Below are 24,218 nucleotides of genomic sequence, written 5' to 3' on the forward strand. Positions count from 1 at the left end.
CGGCGCTGTCGTGGGCCCGTGGCGAGCCATGATCGGGTAGCAAATTCCGACTGCCACGTCGGGCGTGTCGCCTCGGAAATTGCTACCCGATCATGGCTGCAGCGAAGGTGGGCCGACTCGGGCTCCCCGGAGAATCCCTGCACGTCCGCCACCCGTGCACCGATGACGGTCGCGTTGGCGCGACATCATGGACACTGCTGCGTGCAGCGCGGCGGCGAACCAGACCGGTGACTTCGAGTGCGCCACCCCCCTCGGCTGGGACGCCACCTCGCGTCCACGGCCATTCGGCGGCACCGCTGCACCTCAGCCCGCCGATCCTGGCGAACCGCTAGCCGGGCACCGCCACTCGAGGGCCGTCCGGAGGGAACCTCCGTCTGCCCGCGCCGCTCCCCCTTCTCGCAGGCTGGCCCGAAACCCGAAAAACCTGCATAATATGCCTTATGCATCATAAACAGGACGAATCGGTAGGACGGCTCATCGAGGAGTTCCTGACGGCGCGGGCCACCCGCAAGCCCTCCCCCCACACGCTGGAGGCGTACCGGCGGGACCTGCGGGCCGTCGCCGCCCTGGTCGGCGAGGACGCCACTCCCCTCCCCCTCGACCAGGTGATGATCTCGGACCTCTCCCCCCGGGTCATGCGTGCCGCGTTCGCCCGGTTCGCCGCTCCCCGGGCGGCGTCCTCGGTGCACCGCGCCTGGTCCAGTTGGAACAGCTTCTTCACGTTCCTGGTGGCCGAGGGGGTGGTGGCGGGAAATCCGATGCCGGCGGTGGGCCGGCCGCGCGCTCCGCTCCCCCAGCCCAAGCCGTTGCGGGGCGAGGACACCCCGGAGGAGTTGCTCGCCTCGGTCGCTCGGGAGGACGGCCGGCAGCGGGACCCGTGGCCGGAGCGGGACGTGGCGGTGCTGGCCCTGGCCCTCTGCGCCGGGCTGCGCCTGTCGGAGCTGCTGGCGCTGCGAGTGTCGTCGCTGACCGGGCGCACCGGCGAGCGGCGGGTGGACGTGGCCGGCAAGGGCGGCCGGCCGCGGGTGGTGCCGGTCGAGCCGGAGCTGGACCAGGTGCTGGCGGCCTACCTGGACAGCCGGGTGCGACGGTTCGGGTCGCGCAGCGTACGGCCGGATTCGCCGTTGCTGGTGGACCGGCGGGGTGAGCCGCTGCGCCGGGGTGGGCTGCAGTACCTGGTGGACTCCTGCTATCGGCGGGCGGGCATCGGTGACCGGGTGCCGCGGGGCGCGCGGCTGCACGCGTTGCGGCACACGTTCGCGACGCGGTTGGCCGAGGACGGGGCGAGCGCCGCGGAGATCATGCGGTTGCTGGGGCACGCGTCGTTGGCGTCGTCGCAGACGTACATCGAGGTGACGGCGGGTCAGCAGCGGGCGGCGGTGCGGTCGAACCGCACCAATCGCGCGTTGGCGGGGCTGGTGCCGCTGTCGTTCGATCCCGCGGGTTGACCGGGGCGTCGGTCACAGGCCGGTGCAGGGGGTGCCGTCGATCGTGCAGCCCTCGGGTGCCTTGGTGCGCGGGTCCGGGTTGCGGACGTCGAAGGTGATGGTCTGCGACTGTCCGGCCGGGACGGGGGCGCCGGTGAAGGTGACGGCCCGACCGTCCTGCTGCCAGTTGGCCCCCTGGGCGTTGGTGACGGTGCCGCCCTCGGCCAGGGTGACGACGAGGGTCCAGCTCTTCGCCGCCGGGCCGTCCGGGTTGTCGAGCACCACCTGGCCGGTGTAGCCGAGGATCCGGGTGGCGGTGGTCGCGTAGCGGGCGGTCATGGTGGCGGCGCTCGGGGCGGCGGAGGTGGGTGTACGCGACGGGGTGGCGGTGGGGGTTCGGCTGGGGCGCGGGGTGCTGCGAGCGGCGGCGGACGAGGGCCGGGAGCTGCGGGTGGTCCGGGGCGCGGCATTGTCGCTGGTGGCGCCGGCGGTGGGTGGTGGGGGCAGCGGGGCCGGTGCGGCGGTCTGGTCCGCGTCGTCGGGCAGCAGGGCCCAGAGGGCCGCGCCGGTGGCGAGGGTCGCGGCGGTCACCGCCGCGACGATCGCCAGCCGGCGTCGGCGGTCGGCCGGTGCGGGTACGCGGCCGGACAGGGCGATGGCGGGCAGCTCGGCGGTCGGCGGGTCCTCGCCGCGGCGCAGGTCGACCTGCTGGAAGGCGAGCCAGTCGAGGATGGCGGGGAGCCGTCCGGTCAGGGTCTGCTGGTAGTACCGCTCGCGCTGGTCGCGGTCCTCGGCGGGCCAGGTGCCGTGTTCCATGGTTTCCTCGACGGACAGTCGGCAGCCGTCGGCGGTGCGGGTGATGGTGCAGGTGAGCCGGGTACGCCGGTCGCCTTCCTGGCACTGCAGGACGAGCAGCTCGGGTGCCCGCTGCTCGGTCACCTCGACGTCGACGGCGGCGTCGAAGCCGGGCAGCCCCGCGGTGTGCAGCAGCAGCCGCCGCGGCGCCTGCGAGACCGTCTCGGTCTCGGTGAACCAGCGGCTGAGCAGCTGCGGATTGGTCAATGCCTGCCAGACCCGGTCGGTGGGGTGCGACAGGTCAACCTGGGCGTCGATCTCGATCACGGCGAGACTGTACGGCTTGTGGTGGGTGGCCGCTGGGCGGGTGCCTGTCCTGACAGGATCGCCGGCGTGCGGGTGGGTGCGGCGCGGGTGGATCTGGGGGTGGTGTCGGCGGTGGATCGGCGGCGGCGGGCGGACGCGGTGCTGGCCTGGCTGCCCGGGTGGTGGGCGGTGGCGGATTCGATCCGGGCCGGCGGTGTGGCAGGCTGAGGGTGGACGCGACTGGCGGCACGGGGATGGGTGAACCATCGGGGAGCTCGTCGCGGGGGTCGACCGCCTGGGCCTCCGCGGACGAGGTGAGCCATGTCTGTTTCCGTTTCCCCGACGACTGCGACGGCCCGGCTGCTGCCCGGTAAGCCGGTGGCGGAGAAGATCCTGACCGAGGTGGCCGAGCAGGTGGCGGCGTTGCGGGCGGCGGGGGTGACGCCGGCGTTGGCGACGGTGCTGGTGGGTGACGACGACGCGAGCGCCGGGTACATCCGGATCAAGCAGCGTCAGGCGGCGGAGTTGGGTTTCGCGTCGCCGCACGTGCACCTGCCGGCGTCGGCCTCTCAGCAGGATCTGCACCGGGTGCTGGCGGATTTCAACGCCGACGCGGGGGTGCACGGGGTGCTGGTGCAGCATCCGATCCCCGGTCATCTGGACTACGACCGTGCGTTGGACGTCCTCGACCCGGACAAGGACGTCGACGGCATGCACCCGGTGAACATGGGCCGGTTGGCGTTGGGGCTGCCGGGGCCGTTGCCGTGTACGCCGGCGGGGATCGAGGCGTTGCTGGCGTACCACGGGGTGCCGGTGTCGGGTCGCGAGGTGGTGATCCTGGGTCGGGGGGCGACGCTGGGGCGGCCGTTGGCGATGCTGTTGGCGCAGAAGCGGCCGACGGCGAACGCGGCGGTGACGGTGGTGCACACCGGGGTGGCGGACTGGCCGCGGTACACGCGGCGGGCGGAGATCCTGGTGGCGGCGGCGGGGGTGCCGGGGATCGTGCGGCCGGAGCACGTGCGCCCGGGCGCGGTGGTCGTCGGTGGTGGGGTGCGTTACGAGGGGCGGCGGTTGCTGCCGGACGTGGACGAGTCGTGCGCCGAGGTGGCGGGGGCGATCACGCCGCGGGTCGGCGGGGTGGGTCCGACGACGGTGGCGATGTTGTTCCGCAACGCGGTGCGGGCGGCGCAGCGGGCCGTCGGGCAGGGCTGAGGCTGCGGCGGCGGCCGGGCCGGGGTCGGGTCGCCGCCGGTCAGCCGAGGTCGACGACGAGGGGCCGGTGGTCGGAGATCGTCGACAGCGGTGTGTCGACGGCGGTGACCGGGGGCAGCCGGTCCAGGCCGTGCCGGTCGGCGAGGATGTGGTCGAGTTGCACGCGGGGCGCGGCGGCCGGGTAGGTGGGGCGGCGGCCCAGCGGCCGCCAGCCGCTGAGCAGTCGGGCGGCGCCGGCGGGGAGGTTGAGGTCGCCGAGCAGGATCCGCGGGGCGGGCAGGGTGCGCAGCGCGCGTACGACGCGGCGCAGCTGGTGGACGTTCCAGCCGGGGACGAACGACAGGTGGGTGGCGGCGACGGTGAGTGGCCCGTGCGGGGTGTCGAGGATCGCGGCGAGCACGACGCGGGGTTCGTCGCGCAGCAGGATGAGGCCGCCGCCGGGGCCGGGAACGTAGATCGGGGACCGTACCGGGGCGGGACGCAGCCGGGTGACCTGCCAGGAGCGGACGGGGTGTCGGCTGACCAGGCCGACGCCGTAGCAGGGTTCGCCGTGGCCGTCGTCGTCGTGGCGCAGGGGGCGGAACCGTTCGCCGGGGGTGCCGACGACGGCGGCGGCGAAGCGGTGTTCCGGGGCGTCGAGGGCGCGGGCGGCGATGGCGGTGAGGTCGAGGTTGCCGCTGCGGGACTGGTCCCGGTCGACCTCCTGCAGGGCGAGGATGTCGACGTCGAGGGTCTGCACCGCGGCGGTGAGCCGGTCGGGGTCGACCAGGCCGTCGGTCAGGGAGCGGCCGTGCAGCAGGTTGAACGTCGCCAGGCGCACTCCTGCACCCTACGTCGCCGTGGCACAGTTGCCCGATGGTCAAGGCGTTGCTCTGTTCGGTCCTGGTGTTCGTGGCGGTGGCCTCGGTGGGGCTGTGGCTGCGTCGCCGGCGCGGTCGGTGAGGGGGTCGCCGGCCGGTGAGGTCGGCCACAGGGTGGCGCGGCGGGTCGGGGCGGGTGGGCAGAATGGCCGGCCGTGGACCCCCTGTCGCTGACCACCCTGCTCGCCGCGGCCGCGATGGCCGGTTGGGTCGACGCGGTGGTCGGTGGTGGTGGTCTGTTGCTGCTGCCGGCGCTGCTGGTGGCCGCGCCGGGGGTGCCGGTGGCGACGGCGTTGGGCACGAACAAGCTGGCCGCGATCTTCGGTACGTCGACGGCGGCGGTGACGTACGCCCGGCGTACGAAGATCGACTGGATGGTGGCGGGGCCGTCGGCGGGGCTGGCGGTGTGCTGCGCGGGTGTCGGGGCGGCGCTGGCGGGGGCGGTGCCGGCGGGGGCGTACCGGCCGGTGGTGCTGGCGGTGCTGGTGTCGGTGGCGTTGTTCGTGGTGTTCCGTCCCCGGTTGGGGGTGGTGGCGGTGCCGGCGCGGCGGACCCGGGTGCGGGTGGTCGCGGCGGTGGCGGTGGCCGGGGTGGGCATCGCCCTGTACGACGGTCTGATCGGTCCGGGTACGGGCACGTTCCTGGTGGTGGCGTTCACGGCGCTGGTGGGCGCGGACTTCGTGCACGGTTCGGCGATGGCGAAGGTGGTCAACGCGGGCACGAACCTGGGGGCGCTGGTGGTGTTCGCGGCCACCGGTCACGTGTGGTGGCTGCTGGGGGCGGCGATGGCGGTGTGCAACGTCGCCGGGGCGGCGGTGGGCGCGCGGATGGCGTTGCGCCGGGGCGCCGGGTTCGTGCGGATCGTGCTGCTGGTGGTGGTGTTCGCGCTGGTGGCGAAGCTCGGCTACGACCAGTGGCGGGCGGGCTGAGCGTCACGGCCGTGGCGTGGCCGGCCGGGCGTCGTGGCCCGGCCGGCCGGCGATGGCGCGCTCAGGCGTGCCGGGCTGGCGTCTTGTCACCCGACCGGCTCGCCCGCGGTGGCGCTCAGGCGTGCCGGACCACGTCGTTGTAGTCCAGGCGGGGCAGGCGGGGGAACCAGGCGTCCGGACCGGGGTGGCCGATGTTGACCAGCAGCAGGGACTTCCAGCCGGTGCCGGCGAAGAACTCGGCGTCGACGCCGGCGGCGTCGAAGCCGCCCATCGGGCCGGCGGCCAGGCCGGCGGCGCGGACGCCGAGCAGGAAGTAGCCGATCTGCAGGCCGGCGTTGAACCGGGCCATGCCCTCACGGCCGGCCGGGTCGCCGGCGAAGTGCTCGCGCATGCCGGGGCGGATCGGGAACACCGTGTCCAGGTGCTCGTGGAAGTCGGTGTCGGCGGCGAGGACGGCGACGACCGGGGCGGTGGCGGTCTTGGCCCGATTGCCCTCGGCGACGTGTGGGAGCAGCCGCTCGCGGCCGGCCCCCGGGCGGACGAACAGCACCCGCAGCGGCTGGATGTTCATCGCGGTCGGCGGGTACTTGACCAGCTCGAAGATGGCTCGCAGCTGGTCGTCGCCGACCGGCTCGTCCGTGAAGGTGTTCGCGGTGCGCGCCTCGGTGAACAGCTGGGCCTGGGCCTCGGGGCTCAGGGCGATCAGGTCGGCGGGCAGTACGTCGGTCATCGGGGCTTCCTCTGTCACTCGGAAACTGTGAGGTGCTGCTGCAACGGTAGCAGCTAGTATTTTAGAAGCCCCTTCCCCGCCTGGGATTCCCGTATCCTCGGGGTATGACGGTCAGCCCCCAGGTCGGCGGCGGCGCCCACGCGTGTGACGGGGGTCTTGCCCGGGTGTTCGCGTTCCTCGGCAAGCGGTGGAACGGAATACTGCTGGGCACCCTGGCCAACGGACCGGCCGGGTTCGCCGAGCTGAGCCGGGCGCTGCCGGGGATCAGCGAGTCGGTGTTGTCCGACCGGCTGGGCGAGCTGGCCCGGGTGGGCCTGGTCAACCGCACCGTGCGGGAGGGGCCGCCGCTGGGGGTGAGCTACCAGCTCACCGAGCGGGGCGCCGCGCTGCTGCCGGCCCTGGACGCGCTGGCCCGGTGGGCACACGAGAACCTGCCCGCCGAGTCGTCGGGTGGCTGCTGACCACCGATGCCGGTACGGGCCGAACACGACCGCGCCGCCCTGGCCGCGCTGCTGCGCCGCAATCCGGTGCTGCACGCCTACCAGCTGGGCGACCTGGACGACTTCTTCTGGCCGTACACGTCGTGGTTTCGTCGTGGCGACCAGGTGGCGCTGCTCTACCACGGGGTGACCCCGCCGGTGCTGCTCGCCTTCGCCGGGCCCGACGGCCTGCGGGAGCTGGCGGCGCTGCTGGCCGACCTGGCGCCGATGCTGCCCGCCCGCCTGTACGCGCACCTGTCCCCCGGCCTGGAGGAGGTGCTGGGCGGCTGGTTCGCCTTCGACCCGGCCGGGGCGCACCTGCGGATGGCGCTGACCGACCCGGCCCGGCTGGCCACCGTCACCCCGGCGGGTGAGGTGCTCGGTGAGGCCGACCTGCCGGCCCTGCGTGCCCTCTACGCGGTGGCGTACCCGGGCAACTGGTTCGATCCGCGGATGCTCGCCACCGGCCAGTACGTGGGGATCCGGCAGGCGGGTGAGCTGGTCGCGGTGGCCGGGGTGCACGTCTGGTCGCCCACCTACCGGGTGGCCGCGCTGGGCAACGTCACCACCCATCCCCGGGTACGCGGGCAGGGCCTGGCCGCCGCCGTGGTCGCCGCGCTGTGCGGCCGGCTGCGCGCCCATGTCGACCACGTCACCCTCAACGTCAAGGCTGACAACGTCGCCGCCGTGCGGCTCTACCGACGGCTCGGCTTCAGCCGGGTCGCCGACTTCGGCGAGTACACGCTGACTGCGGTGACAGACAGCATGTCCAGCCGCCACGCAGGGTCAACAACCCGACCCTGACCTGGGCATGTGTCGGACGGGCGGGTGCCCCTCGGACCCCTAGCGTCTCCTGGCAGAGGCCGCGTCGTGACGCGGCGGAGCCGAAGGAGCACAGATGGCAGTGACATCAGTACGGGGTCGAAGTCGGTTGGCGGTCCTCACCGCCGCCGTGGCGGCCCTGGTGACCGTGGCGGGCGCGCCGGCGCTCGCGGCGCCGGGCGTCGACCCGGCCGTCGTGGACCGGGACGCCGACCCGGGCACGAGCATCGACATCGCCAAGGTGGTCGCCACCCCGCCGATCCCGCCGAAGCCGGACGTGGTCCTGCTGGTCGACACGACCGGCAGCATGGGCACCGTCATCGGTGACGTGCAGGCCAACCTCCAGCAGGTCATCAACAACGTGCGGTCGGTGCAGCCGAGCGCGCAGTTCGCGGTGGCCTCCTACCGGGACGAGAGCGACGGCGCGGAGCTGTTCCGGGTCCGGCAGAACCTCACCGACGACGCGACGGCGCTGCAGAACGCGGTCAACGGGCTGTCCGCCGGCGGCGGCGGGGACACCCCCGAGGCGTGGGTGAACGGGCTGTTCCAGGTCTCCGACGGCGGGATCGCCTACCGCTCCGGCAGCAGCCGGATCGTGGTGCTCGTCGGCGACGCCCCCAGCCACGACCCGAGCGCCGGGCACACCCTGGCGCAGGCCACCGCGGCCCTGCAGGCCGACGAGGCGAAGGTGCTGGCGGTCAGCGTCAGCGGCGGCGGTGGTGGCCTGGACGTCAGCGGGCAGGCCAGCGCGGTGGTCGCCGCGACCGGCGGCCAACTGGTCGGCAGCGCCCCCGAGACCGTCACCGACGCCATCCTCAGCGGGCTGCGGGACCTCGACGTCACCGTCACCCCGACGGTGACCTCCTGCGACCCGGGGCTGACCGTCACCTTCGACGCGGCCTCGCGTACCCAGCAGAGCGGCACGAACGTGCCGTTCGCCGAGACCATCGCGGTGGCCGGGAACGCCCCGCAGGGCGCCACCCTGCACTGCACGGTGGACTTCCTGCTCAACGGGCTCTCCGGTGGGCCGGCGTTCGTCGAGCAGATCAGCGTCACGGTCAACGACGTCACCCCGCCGGTGGTGGTCGTGGACGACCGGACCGTCGAGGCGACGAGCCCCGCCGGCGCGGTCATCACCTACCCGGCCTCGGCGACCGACAACGTCGACGGGCCGCTCACGCCGACGTGCGTGCCGCCGTCGGGCAGCACCTTCCCGCTCGGCGCCACCACGGTGACCTGCACCGCCACCGACGCGGCCGGCAACACCGGCAGCGACACCGCGACGATGCGGGTGGTCGACACCACCGCGCCGGCCACGGCGTGCGTGCCGACGAACAACCCGAGCGGGGGCAACATCCCCGGCTCGTACAACCCGGACGGGTTCTACCAGCTCACCTCGACCGACATTGTCGACACGGCGGTGGACGTCTACATCGGTGACAGCGCCGACCCGACGGTGAAGTTCGGTCCGTTCCCCGCCGGCACCAAGATCAAGCTGGTGCAGGCGCCGGGTGCCCAGTCCCGGGTCAAGGACGGCACCGGCGACGTCGACTACAAGGTGACGCTGCGCGGCGACGCGGTGATCACCGGCGTGGACAACTTCGGCAACAGCTCCACGGCGATCTGCCTGGTGGCTCCGCCGCCGAAGTGACCTGCGGCTGATCGGGTGCGGGGGCGGCCGTCGGCCGCCCCCGCCTCGTCAGCGGTGCCGGCTGGGTGAGTCGAACCGGCCGGCGCGGATCTCCCGCAGCGCCCGGCGGCGTACGTCGCCGGACAGGGTGTCGACATAGAGGCGGCCGCGCAGGTGGTCGGTCTCGTGCTGCAACGCGCGGGCCAGGAAGCCGCTGCCGGAGATGGTCAGCGGTTCGCCGTGCCGGTCGAAGCCGTGCACGGTGGCGTGCATCGCCCGCCGGGTCGGGAAGTACAGCCCGGGGATGGACAGGCAGCCCTCGTCGTCGTCCTGCGTCTCGTCGGACAGCTCGATGCGCGGGTTGATCATGTGCCCGCGGTGGCCGTCGGCGTCGTAGACGAACACCTGGGCGCCCACCCCGATCTGCGGCGCGGCCACGCCGGCCCGGCCGGGCGCGCCCAGCAGGGTGTCCATCAGGTCGTCGACCAGGTGCTGCAACTCGGCGTCGAAGCTGGTCACCGGCTCGCAGGCGGTGCGCAGGACGGGATCACCGATGATCCTGATGGGGCGTACGGTCATGCCGGAAAGGCTATCCGTGCGTCACGGCCGGCGGTGGCGCACCCCGGTCAGCGCTCGCCGACCAGGACGGCGACGCCGTCGAGGATGCGCGCCAGGCCGAACTCGAAGGCCCGCACGGGGTCGCCGGCCGCCTGGTACTCCTGCCCGGCGGCGGTGCCCACCCGGGCGGCGGTGGGGAACCGCTGCGGGTCCATCACCTTCTCCAGGTAAGGCGCGTGCGCCCGCCACCACTGCTCGTCGGTCATGCCGGTGCGCTGCGCCGCCTGGGCGGCCTCCACCGCGCCGCGCACCGCGCCGTGCACGTACCCGTCGACGAGGGTGACCACGGCGTCCATCTCCAGGTCGGTCAGGCCGATGCCCTCCACCGCGCGCAGTTCGTACTCGTACTTGGCGGTGACGTTGGGGCCCAGGGGTGGGCGGGTGGTGGCGACCTGCAGCAGCCAGGGGTGGCGCAGGTAGAGCGCCCAGTTCTCCCGGGCGATCTGCTCCAGCCGGCCGCGCCAGCCGCCGGGGACCTCGGCGGGGCGGGCGGTCTCGCCGTAGACGGTGTCGAGCATGACGTCGAGCAGTTCGCCCTTGCCGGGCACGTGGGTGTAGAGCGACATGGTGCCCACCCCCAGGCGCTCGGCGACCCGGCGCATGGACAGCGCCACCAGTCCCTCGGAGTCGGCCACCTCGATGGCGGCCCGCACGATCCGGTCCACGCTCAGGTCGCCGCCCCGGCGGCTGGCCTTCTCGCTGGTGCGCCAGAGCAGGGCGAGGCTGCGCGCGGGATCCCCGGTGCCGCTGTACTCGACGCTCATGCCGCCACCCTACCGACCCTCGTACCGTATGGTGTACGGTACGGCGCACGGTAACGGGGAGAGGGGCGTGCCCATGCGACGCGACGAACCGGTCATCGAGGCCGAAGGACTCCGCAAGCGCTACGGCGACACCGAGGCCCTCGCCGGGGTCGACCTGACCGTGGCCGGCGGCACGGTCTGCGCGGTCCTCGGACCCAACGGCGCCGGCAAGACCACCCTCGTGCGGATCCTGACCACCCTGCTGCGCGCCGACGCCGGCACCGCCCGGGTCGCCGGCCACGACGTGCGCCGGCACCCCGACCGCGTCCGCGCCCACATCGGCCTGGTCGGCCAGCAGACCGCCGTCGACGAGGTGCTCGGCGGCCGACAGAACCTGGTGCTCTTCGGCCGGCTGCACCACCTCTCCCCCGCCCGGGCCCGCGCCCGCGCCGACGAACTGCTGGCCCGCTTCGGCCTCACCGACGCCGGCGACAAGCCGGTCGGGGCGTACTCCGGGGGGATGCGCCGCCGGCTGGACCTGGCCGCCGCGCTGATCCTCGACCCGCCCGTGCTGTTCCTGGACGAACCCACCACCGGCCTCGACCCGCGCGCCCGCGGCGACGTCCGCGACGCCGTCCGCGCGCTCGTCGCCGCCGGCACCACCGTCCTGCTCACCACCCAGTACCTGGAGGAGGCCGACCAGTTGGCCGACACGATCAGGGTCGTCGACCACGGCCGGGTCATCGCCGCCGGCAGCCCCGACGAACTCAAGTCCGCCCTCGGCGGCGACCGGGTCGACGTGGTGCTGCACCACCCCGGCGACCTGGCCCGCGCCGCCGAGGTCATCGGCGCGGCCGCCGCCACCGCGCCCCGCGTCGCCCCGGACGAGCTGCGGGTCAGCGTCACCACCACCGACCGGGTGACCACCCTCGCCGCGGTGCTGCGCGCACTGGCCGACGGGCGGCTGGAGGCCGCCGACGTGGCCGTGCGCCGACCCACCCTCGACGAGGTGTTCCTGCACCTCACCGCCGACACCGAGGGGGTGAGCGCGTGAGCACGCCGACCCTGGCGCTGCGCCGGGCCCGCTGGGCGCTCACCGACGCGGCCACCCTGACCGGGCGGGCCCTGGCCCACTGGGCGCGGCAACCCGGCCCGGTGATCGTCGCCCTGCTCTTCCCGGTGCTGCTGGTGCTGATGTTCGGCTACCTGCTCGGCGGGGCGATGGTGGTGCCCGGCGGCGGCGACTACAAGGAGTTCCTGCTGCCCGGCATGTTCGCCATGACCATGCTCTTCGGGGTGGAGGCCACCTACACGGCGGTGGCCACCGACGCCGCCCGCGGCGTCACCGACCGGTTCCGCTCCCTGCCGATGGCCCGCTCCGCGGTGGTCACCGGGCGGGCCGTCGCCGACCTGCTGCACGCCGTCGTCGCGCTGGCCGTCATGCTCGGCTGTGGCGCGCTGGTCGGCTGGCAGTGGCACCTCGGCGTCGGCCGGGCCCTCGCCGCCGTCGGGCTCCTGCTGCTGCTGCGCGCCGCGATGATCGTCCTCGGCATCCACCTGGCGCTGCTGCTGCGCGCACCGGAGTCGGTGGCGGTACTGCAGATCCTGGTCTGGCCGCTGGGCTTCGCCTCCAACGTCTTCGTCGCCCCGGACACCATGCCCGGCTGGCTGGCCGCCGTCGCCCGGTGGAACCCGCTGTCGGCCACCGCGGCGGCCTGCCGGGAGCTGTTCGGCAACCCCGGCTGGGGCGGCGAGTCCTTCGCCGCGCAGCACGCCGTCGCCCTGGCGGTCGCCTGGCCGCTGCTGCTGATCGTCGTCTGCGCGCCGCTGGCCGTGCGCCGCTACCGGAACCTGAGCAGGTGAGCGTCGCGTGACCGAAACGGAGCAGTCCGACCCGCCCTGGCACCGGACACTGGGCCGGTGGGGAGGCGGCGCCCGCCGCGAGCGATCCCGCCCCGGACTTAGGACGGGCCACCCGGCGCCGGGGACATCTCCATGGCGCCTGTGGGAGGGACCTCGCCGCCGGCCCGCCGCACATGTCGCTGGGGCGGGCCGGCGCACGGCGCAGGCAGGCTCAGCCGGTGGCGAGCAGGGCGCGTACCGGGGCGGCCTTGGCCGCCGCCTCGGCGACCTCGGCGTCCGGGTCGCTGTCCCAGGTGATGCCCCCGCCGGCCCAGACGTGCAGCCGGTCGGCGTCGGCGGCCACGGTGCGGATGGTCAGGCCCAGGTCGAGGCGGCCCGGGCCGACCCAGCCCAGCGCCCCCATGCTGGCGCCGCGCCCGACGGGCTCCAGGGCGGCGATCTCGGCCAGGGCGGCGAACTTCGGCGCGCCGGTGACCGACCCGCCGGGGCAGGTCGCGCGCAGCAGGTCGGCCAGGCCCAGCCCGTCGGCCACCGCCGCGGACACGGTCGACTCGGCCTGCCACAGGTCGCACCAGCGGCGCACCGCGAACAGCTCGTCCACCCGCACCGACCCGGTGCGCGCGACCCGGGCCAGGTCGTTGCGTTCCAGGTCGACGATCATCACGTGTTCGGCGCGTTCCTTGGCCGAGGCGAGCAGTTCGCGGCGTCCGGCGGCGGTGGCCGGGCGGGTGCCCTTGATCGGTCGGGTGATCAGCCGGCCGTCGGTCACCTCGACCAGGGTCTCCGGGGAGGCGCAGCCGATCGCCCAGCCGGCGCCGTGCAGGGTGCCGCCGTAGCGGGCGCCGGGCAGCGCGCCGAGCCGGGACAGCGCCGGTCGCGGGTCGCCGAGGTAGCGGGCGGCGGCGTGCCCGACGACGTTGACCTGGTAGACGTCGCCGCGGGCGATGGCGTTGCGGACCGCGGTGACGGCGTCGGCGTGCTGCCGGGGGGTCCAGCTCTCCCGCCAGTCGCCCAGCCACCAGCCGGGCCGGGCGGCGCGCGCCGGGGCGGTCGGGGACGGGTGGTGACCGTAAACGACGACGGCGAGATCCGGCAGGGCCGGCGCCGGGGTGGCCGCGCCGGCTGCGGCGCCGATCATGCGGGCGCCGGCGGCGGCGGAGACGTACAGGGCGGCGCCGCAGACGCCGGTCGGCTTATGGGTGGCGGGCCGGGCCAGGTCGGTCAGGTCGAGCCCGTGCGCGGCGAGGAACTGCTCGGCCAGCGTGGCCGGGTCGCCGCCGTCGGCGGGGCGCCACTCGTAGCGGGCGCGCTCGACGAGCAGGCCGCGGCACGACGGCGGCGCGCCGGGTACGTCGATCAGCGGTCGTGGGAGCGTTTCCACACCGGTCGGCCCATTCTTCCTCATCCGTTCAGTGGATTTCGGGTGAACATGACGGATGCCTGCTCGATTCCGCGCACTCGACCTTGGTACTGTGCGTCACTGGTCATGTGAACCATGACACAGTGCCCCCACAGTCCGGAGAACCCGATGTGCCAGCACCAACCCACCTGCCCCTCCGCCGAGGCGACCGACCGCGAAGCCGCCCGCGTCATCGCCTGCTTCCGTGAGCAGGGCTGGAGCCTGCTCTGCAACGGTGTCATCGTCTTCGAGGACACCGGCGAACTGCTCCCCGACGGCAGCACCATCGCCCCGCACCGCGGGCCCGCCCGCCACGCTCTCGTCGCCTGAGTCGACCACGCTCCGTCACAGGAGCAGGTCAACGGCACCAGGCTAGTCCCCCGGCCCGGGACCGCCCTCCCCAGGACCCACCGGCCGGGGCGGCACCACGTCCGCCCCGGCGCAGCGTACGGGTCACTCCTCGAAGGCCTCCGGCGACGGGCACGAGCAGACCAGGTTCCGGTCGCCGTACGCCCCGTCGATCCGCCGCACCGGCGGCCAGTACTTGCCCGCCCGGTCCACCCCGGCCGGGTACGCCCCCACCGACCGCGGATACGGGTGCGACCACGAGTCCCCGGCGACCATCGACGCGGTGTGCGGGGCGTTGGCGAGCGGGTTGTCCCCCGCCGGCCACTCCCCGGCGCCCACCTTGTCGATCTCCGCGCGGATGGCGATCATCGCGTCGCAGAACCGGTCCAGCTCGGCCAGGTCCTCGCTCTCGGTCGGCTCCACCATCAGCGTCCCCGCCACCGGGAACGACATCGTCGGCGCGTGGAAGCCGTAGTCGATCAGCCGCTTGGCCACGTCGTCCACGCTCACCCCGGTCGCCTTCGTCAGCGGCCGCAGGTCCAGGATGCACTCGTGCGCCACCAGGCCCTTGTTGCCGGCGTACAGCACCGGGAAGTGGTTGCGCAGCCGCGCCGCCACGTAGTTCGCCGCCAGCACCGCCACCCCGGTCGCCCGGGTCAGCCCCTCGGCGCCCATCATCCGCAGGTACGCCCACGGGATGGGCAGGATCCCCGCCGAGCCGTACCGGGCCGCCGAGATCGCCGGCCGACCCTCGGTGTGCGCGCCCAGCGGGTCGCCGGGCAGGAACGGCGCCAGGTGCGCCCGCACCGCCACCGGACCCACCCCGGGTCCACCGCCGCCGTGCGGGATGCAGAACGTCTTGTGCAGGTTCAGGTGCGACACGTCCGCGCCGAACTTGCCGGGCTTGGCGAACCCGACCAGGGCGTTGAGGTTCGCCCCGTCGACGTACACCTGGCCGCCGGCGTCGTGCACCTTCGCGCACAGCGACGCGATGCCCGTCTCGTACACGCCGTGCGTCGACGGGTACGTCACCATGATCGCCGCCAGGGCGTCCCGGTGCTTGTCGATCTTCGCGTCGAGGTCGACCAGGTCGACGTTGCCGTCCGCGTCGCAGGCCACCACGACCACCCGCATGCCGGCCATCACCGCGCTCGCCGCGTTGGTGCCGTGCGCCGACGACGGGATCAGGCACACGTCCCGGTGCCCGTCGCCCCGGGAGGCGTGGTACGACCGGATGGCCAGCAGCCCCGCCAGCTCACCCTGCGACCCGGCGTTCGGCTGCACGCTGACCGCGTCGTAGCCGGTCACCTCCGCCAGCCACGACTCCAGCTGGCCGATCATGTCCCGGTACCCGGCGGTCTGCTCATCCGGCGCGAACGGGTGCACGTGCGCGAACTCCGGCCAGGTGATCGCCTCCATCTCGGTGGTGGCGTTCAGCTTCATCGTGCACGAGCCCAGCGGGATCATGCCCCGGTCCAGGGCGTAGTCGAAGTCCGACAGCCGCCGCAGGTAGCGCAGCATCGCCGTCTCGGAGTGGTGGGTGCGGAACACCGGGTGGGTGAGGAAGTCACTGGTGCGGGCCAGGCCCGACGGCAGCGCCGCGTCGACGTCACCGTCGACCCCGTCGACCCCGAACGCCGCCCACACCGCGGCCAGGTGCTCGGCGGTGGTGGTCTCGTCGCAGGAGATCCCCACCCGGTCGGCGTCGACCAGCCGCAGGTTGACCCGCCGCTCGGCGGCCGCCGCGACCACCTCGGCCGCCCGGCCCGGCACGGTCGCGGTGAGGGTGTCGAAGAACGCGACGTCCGCGACCGGCACCCCGCCGGCGCGCAGCCCGGCCGCGAGCCGCGCCGCCATGTCGTGGGTACGCCGGGCGATCTCCCGCAGCCCGTCCGGGCCGTGGTACACGGCGTACATGCCGGCCATCACCGCCAGCAGCACCTGCGCGGTGCAGATGTTGCTGGTCGCCTTCTCCCGTCGGATGTGCTGCTCGCGGGTCTGCAACGCCAGCCGGTACGCCGGGTTGCCGTCGGCGTCGCGGGACACCCCGACCAGCCGGCCGGGCAGCATCCGCTCCAGACCCGAGCGGACGGCCAGGTAGCCGGCGTGCGGCCCGCCGAAGCCCATCGGCACCCCGAACCGCTGGGTGGTGCCCGCGGCGATGTCCACGCCGATCTCCCCCGGCGGGCGCAGCAGCGTCAACGCCAGCAGGTCCGCGGCGACGGTGACCAGCGCCCCGACCGCGTGCGCGGCCGCCACCAGGGCGGCGTGGTCCCGGACCGCGCCGGACGCGCCCGGGTACTGCAGGTGCAGGCCGAAGAACTCCCCGGGCAGCTCGTCGCGCTCGACGTCGAGTACCCGCACCTCGATGCCCAGCGGCTCGGCGCGGCTGGTGATCACCGCGATGGTCTGCGGCAGGGTGTCGGCGTCGACGACGTACACCGGGCTCTTGCTCTTCGACGCGCGGCGGGCGAGGGTCATCGCCTCGGCCGCGGCGGTGCCCTCGTCGAGCATCGAGGCGTTCGCGGTGGCCAGGCCGGTCAGGTCGGTGACCATGGTCTGGAAGTTCAGCAGCGCCTCCAGCCGGCCCTGGCTGATCTCCGGCTGGTACGGCGTGTACGCCGTGTACCAGGCCGGGTCCTCCAGCACGTTGCGGCGGATCACCGCGGGGGTGTGGGTGCCGTGGTAGCCCAGGCCGATCATCGACACGGCGACGGTGTTGCGGGCGGCCAGGGCGCGCAGCTCGGCGATCGCCTCCCGCTCGCTGGCCGGGTCGGGCAGGTCCAGGGTGCCGTGCCAGCGGATCACCTCGGGGATCGCCGCGTCCATCAGCTCGTCGATCGAGCCGTAGCCGACGGCCTCCAACATCCGGCGCTCGTCACCCGGATCGGGGCCGATGTGCCGGTCGGCGAACTTCTCTACGGTCATGCGCGGCGCTCCTGCGGGGGCGAGGTCGACAGGTCGGCCTCCCCCTGAGTCGCACCCGAAGGCGCTCCACAGTGCCTGCCCCCGCGGTCCTTTTGCCTGAGAGGTTCCGGGGAGGATATGCCCCTTCGGCGCCGCCCAAGCGCTGTTTGGGCGGTCTCTCCCGCGTGGGTGGTACCGGCATGGTCAACGCTACCAGCGCCGGTGTTTCCCGCAGATGTCGTACCCCCCGGGGCCGCGTCACCGGGCCGTCCCGCCGGCCCGCCGGCCGCGGTCAGAGCGTGGCGGGGGCCACCGCCGCCGGCAGCGCGCCGTCCGCCGGCCCCCGCGCCGACACCGCGCCGGTGACCCGGTCGGCCAGCGTGGGCAGCAGCCGCCCCAGCGGCGCGTCGACCGTCATCGCCGCGTACCCGTCGCCCCGGGTCGGGCCCTGGTTGGCGATCACCACCGGGATGCCCAGCTTCGCCGCCCGCAGCACGAACCGCCGCCCCGACATCACCGTCAACGACGAGCCGAGCACCAGCAGCAGCCGCGCCGCGCCCACCATCGCGAAGCAGTGCGACACCCGCGGCGCCGGGACCGTCTCCCCGAAGAACACCACGTCCGGTTTCAGCATCCCGGTGCCGCAGAACGTGCAGTCGACCGTGCGGAACCCGGCCACCTGCTCGTCGGCGAGCTCCACGTCACCGTCGGGGTTGACCGCCCCGACCGCCGCGTCGAACCCCGGGTTCGCCTCCCGCAGCCGGCGGTCCAGCTCCTCCCGCGAGGTGCGGTTGCCGCAGTCCAGGCACACCACCTCGTCGAGGCGGCCGTGCAGCTCCACCACCTGCGCGCTGCCCGCCGCCGTGTGCAGCCCGTCGACGTTCTGGGTGATCACCCCGTCGACCAGCCCGGCGTCCTGCAACCGGGCCACCGCCCGGTGCCCGTCGTTCGGCGCCGCCCGGGCGATCATCCGCCACCCCAGGTGGCTGCGCGCCCAGTACCGCCGGCGCGCCAGCGGGTCCCGGGTGAACATCTGATAGGTCATCGGGCTGTGCCGGCGGGCCGCGCCGCTGGGCCCCCGGTAGTCGGGGATGCCCGACTCGGTGGACAGCCCCGCCCCGCTCAGCACCACGACACCACCACCGGCGACCAGGCCGGCCAGCGCGTCGATCGTCTCCGTCACCCGTCCATGCTGCCTCACCGCCACCCCGGGCGGCGAGCGTGAGCCGGTGACCCTCGTCGCCGGCGGCTAGGTTGGCAGCTATGCGCGTCGTCATCGCCGGAGGCCACGGCAAGATCGCCCTCCTGCTGGAACGGGAACTGGCCGGCCGGGGCGACCGCGCCGTCGGGCTGATCCGCAACCCCGACCACGCCGCCGCGCTGCGCGCCGTCGGCGCCCATCCCGTCCTGGCGGACCTGGAACACGCCGGCGTCGACGAGATCGCCGGGCACCTCACCGGCGCCGACGCCGTGGTCTTCGCCGCCGGCGCCGGCCCCGGCAGCGGCGCCGCCCGCAAGGACACCGTCGACCGGGCCGCCGCCGTCCTGCTCGCCGACGCCGCCCAGGCCGCCGGGGTACGCCGCTACCTGCTGGTTTCCTCCATGGGCGTGGAGGACCCGCCGAGGCCCGGCACGGACGAGGTGTGGGCGGCGTACCTGCGCGCCAAGAAGGCCGCCGAGGACGACCTGACCCGCCGCGACCTGGACTGGACGGTGCTGCGACCCGGCCGGCTCATCGACGACGCGCCCACCGGCCGCATCCACCTCGACCGGCGCGTCCCGCGCGGCGCGGTGACCCGCACCGACGTGGCCCGGGTCCTCGTCGCGCTGCTCTACCACCCGGGCAGCGCGGGCCGGATCCTCGAACTCGTCGACGGGGAAGCCCCGATCGGCGAGGCCGTCGCCGCCGCCGGGCCGCCGCACCATCCTGTGTAACCCCGGGCCATGTCGCCGGCCCCGCCGCGCGGCTGGTCAGTCGAGGCAGAACTCGTTGCCCTCGGGGTCGGCCATCACGAGGTGACCGGCGCCGAGCGGCGGCGCCGGCTCGTGGCGCCCGATCCGGGTGGCGCCGTGGCCGGCGAGCCGCTCGGCCTCCGCCTCCAGGGCCGCCATCCGTGCGTCGCCCTCGAGCCCGGGGGCGGCCCGCACATCGAGGTGCACCCGGTTCTTGGCCTGCTTGCGCTCCGGCACCCGCTGGAAGAACAGCCGCGGCCCGGAGCCGTCCGGGTCGACCACCGCCGAGGCGTCGTTGCGCCGCTCGGGCGGCACGCCCATCGCCTCCAGCGCCTGCTCCCACGACTCGAAGCCCTGGGGCGGGTTCTGCAACCGGTAGCCGAGGGCCTCGGCCCAGAACGTCGCCAACCCGGCCGGGTCGGCGCAGTCGAAAGTGATCTGAACGTCGCGGGCCATCTCAGCTCGCCTCCTGTCGGGTCTGCTGGTGGGTGTGCAGGTAGAGGTCGCGGAGCAGGCACACCTCGGCCAGATGGTGGATCAGTTCGCGGTTGATGTGCAGCACCAGCGCTGCCAGCGGACGGTCGGCGTACGGTCCCTCCGCCTCCCCGCACGGGCGGGCGAGGCCGGTTTCGCCGAGGGACTCGACCCCGGCCAGCCACGTGGCGTACTCCGTGTCGAGCTGGGCCAGCGCCGCGGCCGCGGTCGGGGCGTACCCGAACGACTGGTAGTCGGTGGGGGCGCGACCGAAGTGCGCGGCGTTGCGCACCGCGAGCACGCCGACGATGACGTGCCCGAGTCGCCAGGCGATCGTCGTGAACGGCGGCGGGTCGGGCTGCGGCATCGCGAAGTCGATGGTCATCGCGCCGGACCCGGCCCGCACCGGGGCGACGCCGGTGCCGCGCGGGCGCACGCTCCAGCAGCCGGGTGCCGGCTCCCAGAGGTACTCGTCGTCGGTGAGCCCGTCGAGGCGAGCGCGCAGCTGGCTGGTCCAGTGCCAGGCGAGCTGGTCCCGGAGGAGGGGATTCCAGTTCTGGTCGGTCATGGTTGCAGCCTCCCGCAGATAGCGGACAGGATCGTTCCTAAATCCGTGCGACGATGGGCGGGTGACCGTCGAGGCGACGACCGAGCGGGTGCTGCGGTTGCTGGCGCTGCTGCAGCGACGGCCGTCCTGGACCGCCGCCGAACTCGCCGCCGAGCTGAAGGTCACCGACCGCTCGGTGCGCCGCGACGTGGAGCGACTGCGCGCCCTCGGCTACCCCGTGCACGCGACGGCGGGCGTCGGCGGCGGCTACCAGCTCGGCGCGGGCACCCGGCTGCCGCCGCTGCTCCTCGACGACGAGGAGGCGATCGCGACGGCGGTTTCCCTGCGGATGGCGTCGGGCGGCACGGTCGCCGGGGCGGGCGAGGCGGCACTGCGGGCGCTCGCGAAGCTCGACCAGGTGATGCCGGCCCGGCTGCGCGCCGAGGTGCGGGCGGTGCACGGCGCCACCGAGACCCTCGTCGGCCCCGGGGTGGAGATCGACGCGGAGCTGCTGGTGACGCTCGCGCGGGCCTGTCGCGACGCCGTGCGGGTGCGGTTCCGGTACGCCGGCCGCGACGGCGGGGAACGCGAGCGCACGGTCGAGCCGGTGCGGATGGTCACCACCGGCCGCCGCTGGTACCTGATGGCCCGGGACGTCGACCGTGACGACTGGCGCACGTTCCGGCTGGACCGGATGCACGAGGTGGTGGCGACGACCTGGCGCTTCCGGGCGAGGGAGCATCCGGACCCGGTCGCCTACGTGCAGCGGTCCGTGACCGAGGCGCCCTACCGGTATCTCGCCCGGGTGCGGGTGCACGCCCGGCCCGACCGGGTGCGGGAGCTGGTGCCGCCCCAGGTGGGGCGCGTCGAGGACGACCGCGACGGGTGGTGCGTGCTCGTCGTCGGCGGGGACAACCTCGACTGGCTCGCCGCGCAGGTGGCCCGGCTGGGCTTCGAGGCGGAGGTGCTGGAGCCGTCGGAGCTGCGGGAGTCCGCCGCCCGGCTCGCCCGCCGCCTCGCGGCGATGGCCGGGACCGGCTGACCGACCCGGTCAGTCCCTACGCGACACCCCCCGCGACAGCTAGCCGCCGAGGACGGCGCGCAGCTGGGCGCTCGCCCCGCCGGCCGCCGCCGCGTCGGCCCGCAGCTGCTCCGACTGCGCCGACAGGTGCGCCTGCCACCGGTCCAACTGCTGCTGCGCCGCCGCCACCGCCGCCAGCGCCGCGGCGTGCCGCTCCTCCAGCTCCTGCAACCGGCGCTGCACCTCCGGCGACGGCACACCCGCCGGCCCGACCGGCCCCACCGGCCCCGACGTGCTCAGGTCACCGGCGCGCCGGTGCGCCTCGGCGAGGATCTCGTCGGCCTGCCGGCGCGCGTCGGCGATGATCTCCGCCCCCTCGGCGCTGGCCTCACCGATCGTGCGGTTCGCCTCGTCCTGCGCCCGCATCGCCAACTCCACCGCGATCGGGTCCGGTCCCTGCGGGGCGTTGCTCGGCAACGTGCCGTGTCGCAGCATCTCCACCTGGCTGAGCAGCCCGTGGTTCTCCCGCCGCTGCCGCTCCAACTCGTTGACCAGCAACGCGATCCGGTCGTCCGCCGTACGGATCACCACGGCGACCTCGTCGGCCGACAACCAGTGACTGCCCCGGAACCGCCGCGCCTCCAACATGGACAACTGGCGGGCCAGCTCTCCCTGGTCGGGCATGCCGGGCAGGGCGAGGCGGTCGGAGTGGTCGATGCTCATCGGGCACCTGTCCAGCTGAAGTCGCGCGGGGCGGCGTCGTCGGCCTCGGCGAGGGGCGGGTAGAGGGAGTGATCGTAACTCTCGGTCAGGATCTGCTCGGGCTGGACACCCGAGCGGGCCAGAATCGTGATCGTGTCCCGGGTCATCTCCGGGCTCCCGCAGACCAGGACCTCCGTGTCGGTCCACGGTCCCAACCGCACCGCCGTGTCGGCGGCCTTGCCGATCGCCCCCTGCCACCCCCACCCGATCTCCACCGTCGGCACGTACCGCAACCAGGTCGAGCCGCCGTTCTGCCACGCCGCCGCCGGGGGCATCGACGCCAACTGCGCCAACGCCTTGTCGTCGTACAGGTCGTCCGGGGTGCGACCCCCCACCACCAGGGTCGTGCGCCGCCCCTTGCCCTGCTGCAACGCCTCCACCACCGCCCGCAGCGGCGCCAGACCGGTGCCCCCCGCGATCAGCAGCAACGGCAGGTGCGGCGAACGGTCGTACGACGACAACGCCGTACCCGTGGGATGCCCCAGCAGCAGCCGGTCCCCCGTGCGCAGCTTGCGCACCAGGTGGGTGGAGAACCGCCCGGCGGCACGCACGTGGAACTCGATCGTCCCGTCCGCCCGCGGCGCGTTCGCCGGCGACAGGTACCGCCAGGTCCGCAACTGCGGCACCTGCACCGGCAGCGACTGCCCCGGCAGGTAGTTGCACAGATAGTTCGGGCGGACCGTGAACACCGCGATGTCCGGGCGGCGCCGCTCCGCGCCCAGCACCTCCGCCTCCCAGTACGGCGGGGACGTCCGCTCCGACTCCGCCGCCCCGGCGAGCATCAGCTTCGCCACCTGCTCGTACGCCGCCGCCCACTCCGCCTGCAACGCCGGCGTCCAGTACGGCCCGAGGAACCGCTCCAACGTCGCCAGCAGCGCCTGACCCACCCAGATGTAGTGCCGCTCCCCCAACGCCACCGGGTTGCCCCGCTGGTCCTGGCCGTGGAACCGCCGGTGGTCCGCGCCCAACCGCTGCGCGAACGCCGTCAACGCGGTCGGGTCGTCCAGGTTGGTGATGATGTGGCCCAGCGCCTTGAGGAGCTTGTCCTCCTGGTACTGCATGTTCGTCGGGAACATCAACCGCGCCTCCGGCGCCACCACGAACAGCGTCGCGTAGAAGTACTTCGCCGCCTCCACACCGGCGGCCGAGAACTGCGTCCAACTCTGGCGCAGCGCCACGTTGTCCATGTCCGTCAGCCCTCCTGCGCGCGGGCCGTGTCGTGACGCTCCCGAAGCGTCGTCTTCACCACGCCACTGGGGTCGTACACCCGGTCCGTCGGCCAGATGTTCGGGTTCGGCACCGCCGTGTCGTAGTAGCGGTGGTGCACCGCGTGCAACGCCGCCCACCCGACACTGCCGTTGAGCCACGACCAGTCACCGTGCACCGGCCGCCCCGCCCGCTCCTCCTGCGCACAGAACTTCATGAACAGCTCCGACTCGGTGTGCGGGTCCGACACCCGCACCCCCGCCAGCTTGAACGAGTGCAGCACCGCCTGGTTGATCACCAGGACCGCGTGCTCCCGCCACAGGGTGTCATCCCGGCTGGTGTCCAACCCCAACCCGGCCGCCACCACCCGCAGCTGGTCGTACCGTTCCCGGTCGCCCATGTTGCGGGTGCCGATCTCGTCGCTCAGGTAGTGGCCGTTGAACGGGGCGCAGCTGTAGTCCACCCCACCGATGCGCAGCCGCATGTTGCTGATCACCGGCAGGGCGTGCCACCGCAACTTCAGATCCGCGAACCACGGATGCTCCGGATGCGACAGTGCGACCTCCCGCACCAGCTCCCGGGGCACGCCCACCACCGTCGGCTGCTCCTGCGCCGTCTCGATCACCCACGGCAGCAGGTCGAACCGGCCCGGAACCGGCGGCGGCCGCCAACCCAACCGCCGCGCCGCCTCCGTCATCCCCACCTGCGCCGGGTCGCCCAGCACCGAATCGTCGTCGCGCCGGTGTCCGCAGTAGCGGATCAACTGGTCGTTCCAGATCCGCGCCCGCGGCCCCACCCCCGGCTGGTCCGGCGCGAACACCGTCACCACCGACTGGATCCGGCCGCCGTTGTCCCCGGCCGCCAGGTGCGCCGCCAGCTCCTGCGCGATGCCCGCCACCGTCGTCACGTGCCGCCGGTCGCGGACCTTCAACCCCGCCCACCGGACCCGGCCCACGCAGCGCACCGAGTGCCGCCACGCCACCTTCGCCCCGTACACCAGCTCGTCGCGGGTGTGCCGGTACGACCCGGTCAACGCGATCTCCTCGCGGACCTCCGCCAACCGCGCCGCCAGCCCCGGCAGCCGCTGCTCACCGTGGTACAGCTCCAGGAACTCCGCCGCCTCCGCGGCGACGTCCTCCGCGCGCTCCACGGCGGCACCGGCGCCCACCGGCGCCCGGTGCGCCGGC

At 74.2% G+C, this 24,218-nt stretch carries 25 protein-coding genes and 2 riboswitches; of the genes, 12 read left to right on the forward strand and 13 right to left on the reverse strand.

What is annotated here, in order from left to right:
* Window positions 1–440 precede the first annotated feature (440 nt).
* Window positions 441–1,448: a tyrosine-type recombinase/integrase gene (locus tag ACTWM8_RS14950; RefSeq protein ID WP_446214370.1), complete on the forward strand. Its 1,008-nt coding sequence runs from the start codon at window positions 441–443 to the stop codon at window positions 1,446–1,448.
* A 12-nt stretch (window positions 1,449–1,460) separates the two neighbouring features.
* On the opposite strand, the gene ACTWM8_RS14955 is transcribed toward ACTWM8_RS14950, so the two are convergent.
* Window positions 1,461–2,549, reverse strand: coding sequence for a cellulose binding domain-containing protein (locus ACTWM8_RS14955; protein ID WP_446214371.1), 1,089 nt, complete (start codon window positions 2,547–2,549; stop codon window positions 1,461–1,463).
* A 66-nt stretch (window positions 2,550–2,615) separates the two neighbouring features.
* Between ACTWM8_RS14955 and ACTWM8_RS14960 the strand changes: the two genes are divergently transcribed.
* On the forward strand, window positions 2,616–2,756 hold the full coding sequence (locus tag ACTWM8_RS14960; RefSeq protein WP_446214372.1) for a hypothetical protein: 141 nt from the start codon (window positions 2,616–2,618) through the stop codon (window positions 2,754–2,756).
* A 3-nt stretch (window positions 2,757–2,759) separates the two neighbouring features.
* A riboswitch (ZMP/ZTP riboswitch) is annotated at window positions 2,760–2,836 on the forward strand.
* A gap of 13 nt (window positions 2,837–2,849) precedes the next feature.
* Complete coding sequence (locus ACTWM8_RS14965; protein ID WP_154936898.1) at window positions 2,850–3,740, forward strand: bifunctional 5,10-methylenetetrahydrofolate dehydrogenase/5,10-methenyltetrahydrofolate cyclohydrolase; 891 nt, start codon at window positions 2,850–2,852, stop codon at window positions 3,738–3,740.
* 40 nt (window positions 3,741–3,780) lie between these two features.
* Here the strand turns inward: ACTWM8_RS14965 and ACTWM8_RS14970 are convergent, their stop codons facing one another.
* On the reverse strand, window positions 3,781–4,560 hold the full coding sequence (locus ACTWM8_RS14970) for an endonuclease/exonuclease/phosphatase family protein (RefSeq protein WP_446214373.1): 780 nt from the start codon (window positions 4,558–4,560) through the stop codon (window positions 3,781–3,783).
* 237 nt (window positions 4,561–4,797) lie between these two features.
* On the opposite strand from ACTWM8_RS14970, the gene ACTWM8_RS14975 reads away from it, so the two are divergent.
* Entirely contained in the window at window positions 4,798–5,529 is a 732-nt protein-coding gene (locus tag ACTWM8_RS14975; RefSeq protein WP_446214560.1) for a sulfite exporter TauE/SafE family protein, read from the forward strand.
* Window positions 5,530–5,644: 115 nt separating this feature from the next.
* Here the strand turns inward: ACTWM8_RS14975 and ACTWM8_RS14980 are convergent, their stop codons facing one another.
* On the reverse strand, window positions 5,645–6,259 hold the full coding sequence (locus ACTWM8_RS14980) for a malonic semialdehyde reductase (protein WP_446214374.1): 615 nt from the start codon (window positions 6,257–6,259) through the stop codon (window positions 5,645–5,647).
* A 104-nt stretch (window positions 6,260–6,363) separates the two neighbouring features.
* Between ACTWM8_RS14980 and ACTWM8_RS14985 the strand changes: the two genes are divergently transcribed.
* From ACTWM8_RS14985 to ACTWM8_RS14995, 3 genes are all read left to right on the forward strand, one after another.
* A complete protein-coding gene (locus tag ACTWM8_RS14985) occupies window positions 6,364–6,720 on the forward strand; it encodes a winged helix-turn-helix transcriptional regulator (RefSeq protein ID WP_446214375.1) in 357 nt (118 codons plus the stop codon).
* Between the two features lie 6 nt (window positions 6,721–6,726).
* Window positions 6,727–7,542 (forward strand): GNAT family N-acetyltransferase, encoded by an 816-nt coding sequence (locus tag ACTWM8_RS14990; RefSeq protein ID WP_446214376.1) that lies wholly within the window; start codon window positions 6,727–6,729, stop codon window positions 7,540–7,542.
* A gap of 94 nt (window positions 7,543–7,636) precedes the next feature.
* On the forward strand, window positions 7,637–9,211 hold the full coding sequence (locus ACTWM8_RS14995) for a VWA domain-containing protein (RefSeq protein WP_446214377.1): 1,575 nt from the start codon (window positions 7,637–7,639) through the stop codon (window positions 9,209–9,211).
* 48 nt (window positions 9,212–9,259) lie between these two features.
* On the opposite strand, the gene def is transcribed toward ACTWM8_RS14995, so the two are convergent.
* A complete protein-coding gene (def, locus tag ACTWM8_RS15000) occupies window positions 9,260–9,769 on the reverse strand; it encodes a peptide deformylase (RefSeq protein ID WP_238451519.1) in 510 nt (169 codons plus the stop codon).
* Between the two features lie 47 nt (window positions 9,770–9,816).
* A complete protein-coding gene (locus tag ACTWM8_RS15005) occupies window positions 9,817–10,572 on the reverse strand; it encodes a TetR/AcrR family transcriptional regulator (RefSeq protein WP_446214378.1) in 756 nt (251 codons plus the stop codon).
* 73 nt (window positions 10,573–10,645) lie between these two features.
* Here ACTWM8_RS15005 and ACTWM8_RS15010 point away from each other — a divergent pair, with 73 nt between their 5' ends.
* Window positions 10,646–11,605, forward strand: coding sequence for an ATP-binding cassette domain-containing protein (locus tag ACTWM8_RS15010; RefSeq protein WP_446214561.1), 960 nt, complete (start codon window positions 10,646–10,648; stop codon window positions 11,603–11,605).
* Entirely contained in the window at window positions 11,602–12,414 is an 813-nt protein-coding gene (locus ACTWM8_RS15015) for an ABC transporter permease (RefSeq protein ID WP_446214379.1), read from the forward strand. Before ACTWM8_RS15010 ends, ACTWM8_RS15015 begins: the two co-directional genes overlap by 4 nt.
* Window positions 12,415–12,625: 211 nt before the next feature.
* Here ACTWM8_RS15015 and ACTWM8_RS15020 read toward each other — a convergent pair whose 3' ends face one another.
* Window positions 12,626–13,819, reverse strand: coding sequence for a chorismate-binding protein (locus ACTWM8_RS15020; protein WP_446214380.1), 1,194 nt, complete (start codon window positions 13,817–13,819; stop codon window positions 12,626–12,628).
* A gap of 123 nt (window positions 13,820–13,942) precedes the next feature.
* Between ACTWM8_RS15020 and ACTWM8_RS15025 the strand changes: the two genes are divergently transcribed.
* Window positions 13,943–14,143, forward strand: a complete 201-nt coding sequence (locus ACTWM8_RS15025) for a DUF5999 family protein (RefSeq protein ID WP_088962150.1) — start codon at window positions 13,943–13,945, stop codon at window positions 14,141–14,143.
* A gap of 123 nt (window positions 14,144–14,266) precedes the next feature.
* Here the strand turns inward: ACTWM8_RS15025 and gcvP are convergent, their stop codons facing one another.
* Window positions 14,267–17,089, reverse strand: coding sequence for an aminomethyl-transferring glycine dehydrogenase (gcvP, locus tag ACTWM8_RS15030; protein ID WP_446214381.1), 2,823 nt, complete (start codon window positions 17,087–17,089; stop codon window positions 14,267–14,269).
* Window positions 17,090–17,163: 74 nt separating this feature from the next.
* A riboswitch (glycine riboswitch) is annotated at window positions 17,164–17,262 on the reverse strand.
* A gap of 98 nt (window positions 17,263–17,360) precedes the next feature.
* Entirely contained in the window at window positions 17,361–18,251 is an 891-nt protein-coding gene (locus tag ACTWM8_RS15035) for an NAD-dependent protein deacetylase (RefSeq protein ID WP_446214382.1), read from the reverse strand.
* Window positions 18,252–18,331: 80 nt separating this feature from the next.
* On the opposite strand from ACTWM8_RS15035, the gene ACTWM8_RS15040 reads away from it, so the two are divergent.
* A complete protein-coding gene (locus tag ACTWM8_RS15040) occupies window positions 18,332–19,003 on the forward strand; it encodes an NAD(P)H-binding protein (RefSeq protein ID WP_446214383.1) in 672 nt (223 codons plus the stop codon).
* Between the two features lie 36 nt (window positions 19,004–19,039).
* On the opposite strand, the gene ACTWM8_RS15045 is transcribed toward ACTWM8_RS15040, so the two are convergent.
* Window positions 19,040–19,477 (reverse strand): VOC family protein, encoded by a 438-nt coding sequence (locus ACTWM8_RS15045; protein ID WP_446214384.1) that lies wholly within the window; start codon window positions 19,475–19,477, stop codon window positions 19,040–19,042.
* Window position 19,478: 1 nt separating this feature from the next.
* The gene (locus tag ACTWM8_RS15050) at window positions 19,479–20,063 is read right to left on the reverse strand and encodes a DinB family protein (protein ID WP_446214385.1); all 585 of its coding nucleotides are present in this window, start codon (window positions 20,061–20,063) and stop codon (window positions 19,479–19,481) included.
* A gap of 61 nt (window positions 20,064–20,124) precedes the next feature.
* On the opposite strand from ACTWM8_RS15050, the gene ACTWM8_RS15055 reads away from it, so the two are divergent.
* Entirely contained in the window at window positions 20,125–21,084 is a 960-nt protein-coding gene (locus ACTWM8_RS15055; protein ID WP_446214386.1) for a helix-turn-helix transcriptional regulator, read from the forward strand.
* Between the two features lie 39 nt (window positions 21,085–21,123).
* Here ACTWM8_RS15055 and ACTWM8_RS15060 read toward each other — a convergent pair whose 3' ends face one another.
* Genes ACTWM8_RS15060 through ACTWM8_RS15070 form a run of 3 tightly spaced genes read right to left on the reverse strand, consistent with a single transcriptional unit; the run spans window position 21,124 to window position 24,199 of the window.
* Window positions 21,124–21,786, reverse strand: a complete 663-nt coding sequence (locus ACTWM8_RS15060; RefSeq protein ID WP_446214387.1) for a hypothetical protein — start codon at window positions 21,784–21,786, stop codon at window positions 21,124–21,126.
* Window positions 21,783–23,012, reverse strand: coding sequence for a globin domain-containing protein (locus tag ACTWM8_RS15065; protein WP_446214388.1), 1,230 nt, complete (start codon window positions 23,010–23,012; stop codon window positions 21,783–21,785). The genes ACTWM8_RS15060 and ACTWM8_RS15065 overlap by 4 nt, the downstream gene beginning before the upstream one ends.
* Before the next feature lie 5 nt (window positions 23,013–23,017).
* Window positions 23,018–24,199: a nitric oxide synthase oxygenase gene (locus tag ACTWM8_RS15070; protein ID WP_446214562.1), complete on the reverse strand. Its 1,182-nt coding sequence runs from the start codon at window positions 24,197–24,199 to the stop codon at window positions 23,018–23,020.
* Window positions 24,200–24,218: the final 19 nt, after the last annotated feature.

It is taken from the genome of Micromonospora sp. IBSANI012 (assembly GCF_052814045.1).

Excerpts from the sequence above, each read along its gene's own strand:
- ACTWM8_RS14975 (WP_446214560.1), top strand. The coding sequence starts at position 4,798 with ATGGCCGGTTGGGTCGACGCGGTGGTCGGTGGTGGTGGTCTGTTGCTG.
- ACTWM8_RS14990 (WP_446214376.1), top strand. The coding sequence starts at position 6,727 with ATGCCGGTACGGGCCGAACACGACCGCGCCGCCCTGGCCGCGCTGCTG.
- ACTWM8_RS15045 (WP_446214384.1), bottom strand. The coding sequence starts at position 19,477 with ATGGCCCGCGACGTTCAGATCACTTTCGACTGCGCCGACCCGGCCGGG.
- ACTWM8_RS15025 (WP_088962150.1), top strand. The coding sequence starts at position 13,943 with ATGTGCCAGCACCAACCCACCTGCCCCTCCGCCGAGGCGACCGACCGC.
- ACTWM8_RS15050 (WP_446214385.1), bottom strand. The coding sequence starts at position 20,063 with ATGACCGACCAGAACTGGAATCCCCTCCTCCGGGACCAGCTCGCCTGG.
- ACTWM8_RS15060 (WP_446214387.1), bottom strand. The coding sequence starts at position 21,786 with ATGAGCATCGACCACTCCGACCGCCTCGCCCTGCCCGGCATGCCCGAC.
- ACTWM8_RS14985 (WP_446214375.1), top strand. The coding sequence starts at position 6,364 with ATGACGGTCAGCCCCCAGGTCGGCGGCGGCGCCCACGCGTGTGACGGG.
- ACTWM8_RS15005 (WP_446214378.1), bottom strand. The coding sequence starts at position 10,572 with ATGAGCGTCGAGTACAGCGGCACCGGGGATCCCGCGCGCAGCCTCGCC.
- ACTWM8_RS15020 (WP_446214380.1), bottom strand. The coding sequence starts at position 13,819 with ATGAGGAAGAATGGGCCGACCGGTGTGGAAACGCTCCCACGACCGCTG.
- ACTWM8_RS14980 (WP_446214374.1), bottom strand. The coding sequence starts at position 6,259 with ATGACCGACGTACTGCCCGCCGACCTGATCGCCCTGAGCCCCGAGGCC.
- ACTWM8_RS15040 (WP_446214383.1), top strand. The coding sequence starts at position 18,332 with ATGCGCGTCGTCATCGCCGGAGGCCACGGCAAGATCGCCCTCCTGCTG.
- ACTWM8_RS15065 (WP_446214388.1), bottom strand. The coding sequence starts at position 23,012 with ATGGACAACGTGGCGCTGCGCCAGAGTTGGACGCAGTTCTCGGCCGCC.
- ACTWM8_RS14995 (WP_446214377.1), top strand. The coding sequence starts at position 7,637 with ATGGCAGTGACATCAGTACGGGGTCGAAGTCGGTTGGCGGTCCTCACC.
- ACTWM8_RS14965 (WP_154936898.1), top strand. The coding sequence starts at position 2,850 with ATGTCTGTTTCCGTTTCCCCGACGACTGCGACGGCCCGGCTGCTGCCC.
- ACTWM8_RS14950 (WP_446214370.1), top strand. The coding sequence starts at position 441 with ATGCATCATAAACAGGACGAATCGGTAGGACGGCTCATCGAGGAGTTC.
- def (WP_238451519.1), bottom strand. The coding sequence starts at position 9,769 with ATGACCGTACGCCCCATCAGGATCATCGGTGATCCCGTCCTGCGCACC.
- ACTWM8_RS15010 (WP_446214561.1), top strand. The coding sequence starts at position 10,646 with ATGCGACGCGACGAACCGGTCATCGAGGCCGAAGGACTCCGCAAGCGC.
- gcvP (WP_446214381.1), bottom strand. The coding sequence starts at position 17,089 with ATGACCGTAGAGAAGTTCGCCGACCGGCACATCGGCCCCGATCCGGGT.